This is a genomic window from Dongia mobilis (genome assembly GCF_004363235.1).
In the GTDB taxonomy this organism is placed as follows: domain Bacteria; phylum Pseudomonadota; class Alphaproteobacteria; order Dongiales; family Dongiaceae; genus Dongia; species Dongia mobilis.
The window spans coordinates 1-7252 of the sequence record NZ_SNYW01000003.1 but is presented as its reverse complement, the minus strand read 5'-3'; the positions used below and the strand labels follow the sequence as shown (position 1 = coordinate 7252).

1 protein-coding gene is annotated in these 7252 nt (G+C 63.5%); it reads left to right on the top strand.

The annotated features are described in order from the left end of the window. Positions 1-7252, top strand: a 7252-nt coding sequence (locus A8950_RS01525; protein WP_166644939.1) for a DUF5801 repeats-in-toxin domain-containing protein, incomplete at both ends; no start/stop codon positions are given.

Below are 7252 nucleotides of genomic sequence, written 5' to 3'. Positions count from 1 at the left end.
AGCGGGCGACGCTGACGCAGGGGGTGACCCAGGTCCAGCTGCCGGCGGGCGAGCCGGTGGTGCGCATCCAGGTGACGCCGGGCGAGACGATCCAGCTGCCCTTCCCGCAGGACGCGATGGTGGCGCGGCTTGACGACGGCAACGGCAATCTGGCGGTGCGCGTCGGCGACATCACGGTGATCCTGCAGGGCTATATCGCGGCGGTGGGCGAAGCCGACGTGACGCTGCTCGACAATACCGGCGAGGCGATCGACGTGGCCGCGGTGGTGGCGGCGACCGATCCCAATCTCGACATCCAGACGGCAGCCGGTCCGGCCGCCGGTGCGCCGGGTGTGGACAATACCGGCGGCGTGTTCGACCCCTTCGCCCCGCAGGCGGGCCTGGGCGGCCTCAACGCAGTGGGCGGCCTCAATCCCACCGCCCTCGATTACGGTCTCGTCGAACGCGAGTTCATCCTCACCGACGCCGAAGAGGTGGAGACCACCGTCGACACGGTGCCGGAGATCGTCAGCATTACGGGCGGGGTGGTCAACGAGGACGATCTTGGCGGCGGTGAAGGCAATGACTTCTCCGCTGCCAAGGCGCTCGAGCCTTACCCCTCGCATATCGTGGACGGACTGACGGCTGCGCTCGGCGGCCAGGTCTGGGCCTATTGGGGAAATCCCAGCGAAGACGGCAACGACCCCTTCGACACCGAAGATCACGAGGAGGGCTCGCAGCAGTCAGGCCTCCCCGACGACAATGGCAACGGCGTCGACCAGGACCGCGAGCCGACCACGGTAACCGGTATCGTCTCGGTCAATTTCTTTGCCGATCTGCCGGGCCGGCTCAGCTTCGAGAATGGCGGCACCACGCCGATCCTTGACCAGCTCAATGCCATGGGGCTGACCTCGCACAGCCACCTGCTGCAATACATGGTTCTCCCCGGCCAGCCGGATGATCCTGCAACCGGCGGCATCGACGAATCTCATGGCGAGACTCTGGTCGCCTACTACATTGAATCCTATACCTATGGCGAGCAGACCTACAGCTACGCCAATATCGTCTTCACAATCGCCTTCCGCGAGTTCGAGGGCACCGATCCGCTGACCGATTTCAACATCGATTTCACCATCTATGGCGTCATCGACAACGTGCCTGGCATCAGCGATGCCGACGGCGACATCACCGAGGCGCTCGACCTCGGCGTGCCGTTCTTCGTGATCGATTCCAACGGCAGCGTGGTACCGGTTCCGGCAGAGGCGCTGGTTTTCAAGGACATCGACGACGTGCCGTCGCTGGGCACGCTGGAATATGACTGGCAGGTAGGCCTGCCTGTTTCCGTCACGCCGACCGATACCGATCTCGTCCACGACGAGACCAAGGGCGAGCAGAGCGGCACCGACGACATCGATGCCGGCAGCTATCCGGGCAGCTATCTGGTCCCCCAGGCACTGGCGGCAGCCAATCTAGCCGGTGCCACACCCGTCGGGGTGGCCTATACCGACCTTTCCGTCAGCTTCGGCGCCGATGGCCGCGCCGGAGTTTATGACAGCAGCAGCAACAGCTATGTCGGCAACAAGGAAGCTGGCGAGACCGTCTTTACCGGCGACAAGGGGACCTATGCCCAGGCCTATCAGCTCTATATCGGCGCTGCCAACGCGCCCATGGAGAGCGGCACCACCAACTGGACCGTCACCCTCGACGGCGCGGTCGTAACGGTCCTCGCCCGCCAGGTCGACGCCAACACCATCGTCGGCTATGCCATCGACGCGCAGCAGAACGAGGTGCCGGTATTCGTGCTGCATCTCGACCCGCAGCTGGGCCAGCTCACCTTCGTGCAGCTGCACCAGATCAACCATGATGATCCTGTTGCCGCGCCGTCATTCTTCAACGATTCGAACGAAGCCTCGCCCAGCTTGCTGGTGGACGGCTTGCCGGTCTCGTTCCGCGCCACCGATTACGACGGCGATCATGTCGATGCGCCGCTCTCGGTCACTACGCTGGATGACGCGCCTGATTTCGTGGGTGCTCAGTATATTCATCTGCTGGACGAGGACTTCCTCCCCGGCGGCAATCAGGACGCGGATGGCACGTCCGGCGACAATGATGGCACCAATAAGACCACCGGCACATTCAATGTCAATTTTGGCACCGACCAGCCGGGGAGCTTCGAGGTCGAGGTCGACTCTGCCAATTTCGCCGGGCTGCAGACGGTCGCCGGGAAGAATGTCCTGCTGGCGGTGAGTGCGGACCAGGTCATCGGCTATGCCGATCTGGACGGCAATGGCGAACTTGATCCGGCCGAGGCGGTGGACGGAAACCGGGTCTTCCTATTCGAGGTTCATCCGGTCAATGCCAGCAGCGCAGGCTTCAGCCTGGAGATCTTTCAGGCCCTGAAACACGAGAACCCGGAGGGTGTCGATTCTGTCGAAACAAACATACCCCTCAGCTTCTTTGTCAAGGCGATCGATGTTGACGGCGATTCAATTCGCATGGAAGTCAATTTCCAGGTAAACGACGATGCGCCGACGATCTCTGTGGTAGACGATCACTCCGTCACCGTCACGCTGGATGAATCGACGGGCAAGGATGCAAGCGATCCCAATACCGCGCCGGAGGCGGATGATACCCAGATTGTTGGTGCCATCGGCAGTGCCACCGGTTCCGTAACCAGCTTCTTCGAGAACATCGCATTCGGTGCCGACGGCCCGATGGGCGGCATCGCCAATCCGCAATACAAGCTGGTCTTGCGTAATGCGGGCGGTGGTGGAACCTCGATCGGCACAACTCATGTGGCGACCAATCTCTACGTCACCGACTCCAACGACATCTATGCCAACGACAATGTCTTCCTGGTCTCGGTCTCGGCCTTCCAGGTGAACGGCTATCTCCACCATGACGGCAACCCGGACAACAACATCCTCGCCTTCACCATCAAGGTCGATCCGTCGAGCGGCGAACTGACCGTCACGCAGTACCTGCCCATCGCCCATGACGACGATGGCGCCAGTCCGGCCGCTCACGATGACATCGCCTCGCTGCTGGTCGCGGATGGCGGCGGCATCTTCGTCTCGGCGACCGTGATCGACGGCGACGGCGACAAGGTCACCGCGATCACCGAAAACCCGCTGTCGATTGACTTCGAAGATGACGGGCCCAAGCTCATCAGCGTGGTGCATGACGGCGAGGGCGGCGAGCCCGGTCCGTTCCTCATCGACGAGGACGCGCTCGATGGCGGCATCGCCGACGGCCCCGGCGACGATGCTGGAGGCGCTTCAGTCGCCTACAAGGTCAATGTCGATTTCGGCACCGACGGTGGCGCGGCCACGGCCTTTGTCTTCGTCGGCGCCAACCCAAGCGTGTCGCTGACGACCGCTGACGGGCAGTCCATCACGACAAATGTCCTGGCGATAGAGGTCAACGGCCTGCCAGCGGGAACGGTGATCGGCTATACCGGCGCCGACATCAACGATCCCGTCAGCTGGGTCTTCACCGCGACCATCGACGCGACCAGTGGTGCCGGCGCCTTCACCCTGCTGAAGCCGCTTTATCACCCGGTGACCGACGATCCGATCAGCAAGGACACGGTCGAAACGGCATTCGAGGACAACATCGCCATCACGTTGAAGGTGCGAGCCTTTGACGGCGATGGCGACTGGATCAATGCCGATATCGTCATCGACATCGACGACGACAGCCCGGTGGCGGCGAACGTCGTCCATGACGGCGATCCGGTGACCGAGGGCGGCGAACTGGTCTATCTGTGGACCCTAGCGGAATTCCTCGACGCGAATGTCGAGGGCGGCGCCGACGGCTACAAGGCGGGCTCGCTCGTTTTCGCTGCAGGTTCTCTGGGCGGCACGCTTGAGATCGTCGATGACGGTGGCGTGCAGAAGATCCGCTACACCCCACCGGCCAGCGTCAACGGAAATGGCGATGCCCCGGTCGACGAGACTTTCAGCTACGCGATCAAGGACAACGACAACGACATGGTCACGGCCACGATTACAGTGGCGGTGGCGGACGGAGCCGCACCGGCGCTGACCGACGGCACGGGCGAGGTGGACGAGGAAGGCCTGACGGGCGGCATCGCGGGCGTTCCGGCCTATAACGATGGCAGCGACCTTGCGGGCGAATCCAAGACCACCGGCGGTACGCTCGCCGTGACCCTGGGCACGGACCCGCTGGCGGCGGACAATCCATTCAATTTGACAGGCAGCAACAGCGTTGCCGGGCTGATGACCGCCGATGGCGTCGAGGTGAAGCTGTTTGGCCCGCTCTCGGCCGAGGTTCTGGGCGAAACGGTCGTCACCTATATCGGCTTCCGGGACGGCGGCAGCCCCTATGATTCGGCCGCACAGGTCTACCTTCTGACGCTGAACCGCGACACCGGCCAGTGGACTTTCGAACTCAAGCAGCCGATCCAGCATCAGACCGACGATACCGAAGACAATACGAATATCGAGTTCGGTGTCAGCGTCACCGACGTGGACGGTTCGACCGGCACGGGACGGATCCGCATCCTGATTGACGACGACAGCCCCGTGGCAATGCTGTCCACTTTCGAAGCGCCGAGCCAGGTGCTCCTCGACGAGACACCGGGCCAGCAGGTCGGCGATTCCGACCTGACCGACGGCGTCTCGCAGGCCACCGGCGGATTCCAGGTTTCCGCCCTGTTCAATTCACAATACGGCGCCGACGGTGCCGGCACCACTTCCTATGCCCTCACCAAGGGCAATGGCGATTCCTTCGGCACGGCGATCGGCACCGGCACGGCCTCCGGCCTCTACGCCACCTCCGCGCCCGGCACCGAGATCTATCTGTTCCAGAACGGCGACGTGGTCGAGGGTCGCATCGGAGACGACCCCGAGGGCACGCTGGCCTTTACCATCTCGCTCGTCGGCGGAGAAGTCCAGGTCGAGCAGTGGCTGGCATTGAAGCATCTCAGCCCGGCGCACCAGGAATCCGTCTCGGTAAGTCTGGTTCATGTCACCCAGACCATCACCGATGCCGATGGCGACAGCGATTCCATCGGCAGGGCGCTGATTGTCGGCTTCTATGACGACGGCCCCTCGGTCACGGTGCTGGCGGGGGACGACAGCGAGGTGATCCTGCAGACGCGGGACGCCTTTACCGACGGCGACCCGACCGACGAGGACGTGGCCAGTTCGCAGGCCGATTTCTCCGGCGTCTTCAGCCTTTCCAAGAATGCCGGGGCGGATGGCGAGAAGAGCTCCAGCATCACCTACGAGCTGGTCTTCATGCCGGGCTTCCTCGAGGGCGGCCAGTCCGGCCTCAGCATCGGCGGCAACCCGATCTACCTGCATGACATCGGCGGCGTGATGGTGGGCTCAACCTCGGCGGTCGAGCCGGCGAGTGTTGCCGATTCCAGCGTGGTGTTCACCGTGGCGGTCGAGAGCCTGACCGGCATCGTCACGCTGACGCAGCTGCGCCAGGTCGATCACCTGGTGCCGGAAGGTGCGCCGGACTACGACGACGATGTCAGGAGCCTGGCGAACGGACTGATCGGCATCAAGGCCACCGGGACGATCACCGACGGCGACGACGATACCGCGACCGATAGCGAGACGGTCGACCTCGGCGGCAATATCCGCTTTGCCGATGACGGCCCGCTGGCCGGCGACAAGGATTTTGGCGCGGTGGTGGAGAACTCCGCCCAGACCACGCTGTCGACGGTGGCAGCCTTCGTGGCGGCGAACGTGCAAGGTGGTGCCGACGAGTACCAGAGCGGCAGCTTCACGCTGATGGACGGGGCGAACCCGGTCGCCAGCCTGGTGGGTTCCCTTGGCGGTACGCTGGCGATCGTGGCAGGCGAACTTCGCTATACGCCGCCGGCCAGTGTCGACAATGACGGTTCGAACACCGAGACCTTCGCCTACCGGATCGCCGACAAGGACGGCGACACGGAGACGGGCCAGATCACCATCTCGATCACCGACGGTGCGGCGCCGGCACTGGTGCTGGCCGAGGGTTCGGTCGACGAGGAAGGTTTGGCAAACGGCGTCGCCGGTACGGTCTATGTGGACGGCAGCGACATTGCGGGCGAATCCAAGACCACCGGCGGCACGCTCAACGTGATACTGGGCACGGACCCGCTGGCGGCGGACAATGCGTTCAACCTGACCGGCGTCAACAACCTGGGCGGCCTGATGACCCTCGACGGGACGCTGGTGGTGCTTGATGGCCCGACGGCCAGCGGCGACGCCGCCAACACGATCCTCACCTATGTCGGCTACAAGACCGGCGGCGTGGCCACAGATCCGGCCGACCAGGTCTTTGTCCTCACACTCAACCGCGACACCGGCCAGTGGAGTTTCGAGCTGAAGCAGCCGGTCAAGCATCCGGGGGCAGATACCGAGGACAACCTCTCGGTCGAGTTCGGCGTCAGCGTCACCGACGTCGACGGCTCTACCGGCAGCAACAAGATCGTGGTGCTGATCGACGATGACAGTCCGGATGCGAAGGCTGACTTCGACAGCGTCGAGAATTTCCTGACCACGGACGGCAATGTCATCACCGGCGCAGGCACCAGCGACCCGGCCTCGGGCAAGGATCTGGTAGGCGCCGACGATGCGGCGGTCTCGGCCATCGCCTCGGGCAATGTGCCGGGCAACACGCCAACGCCGACAACCCACGCCACGCATGGAGATGGCTTCGTCATCCAAGGCGAATTCGGCACCCTGACAATCTATGCCGACGGCTACTACAGCTATACCCGCAGCAACGGCAATCCGCTGGTGGACTCTGACGTCTTCACCTACACGCTGAAGGACGGGGACGCCGACACCGACACGGCCACGCTAACGATCAATATCTACGACACCGGCACCGAGCTCACCGTCACGGACAAGGAGGTGGACGAACAGGGCCTGCCGATCCGTACCATCAATGCGGTGATCGAGCCGGCTGGTACCGGCGAGGCGGCGGATGGCGACGGCACCGACAACGATGACAAGTCGGAGGCGACCACCGGCAGCATCACCTTTGCCACCCCGGATGGCTTCAGTGCACTGACCATACAGGGCAAGGACGGTCAGGTCACCATCGCCAACGGCTCTATCGTGGAGGGCCTCTACGGTACCCTGGTGGTGACGGCCTTCGATGGTCCGGGCGGTACCCTCAGCTATACCTATACGCTGAAGGACAATGTCGACCACAGCGGCGGCCCGGTCTCGGATGACTTCGTGGTCGTTGTTACGGATATCGACGGTGACCAGTCGACCGATACCCTCAACATCAACATCATTGA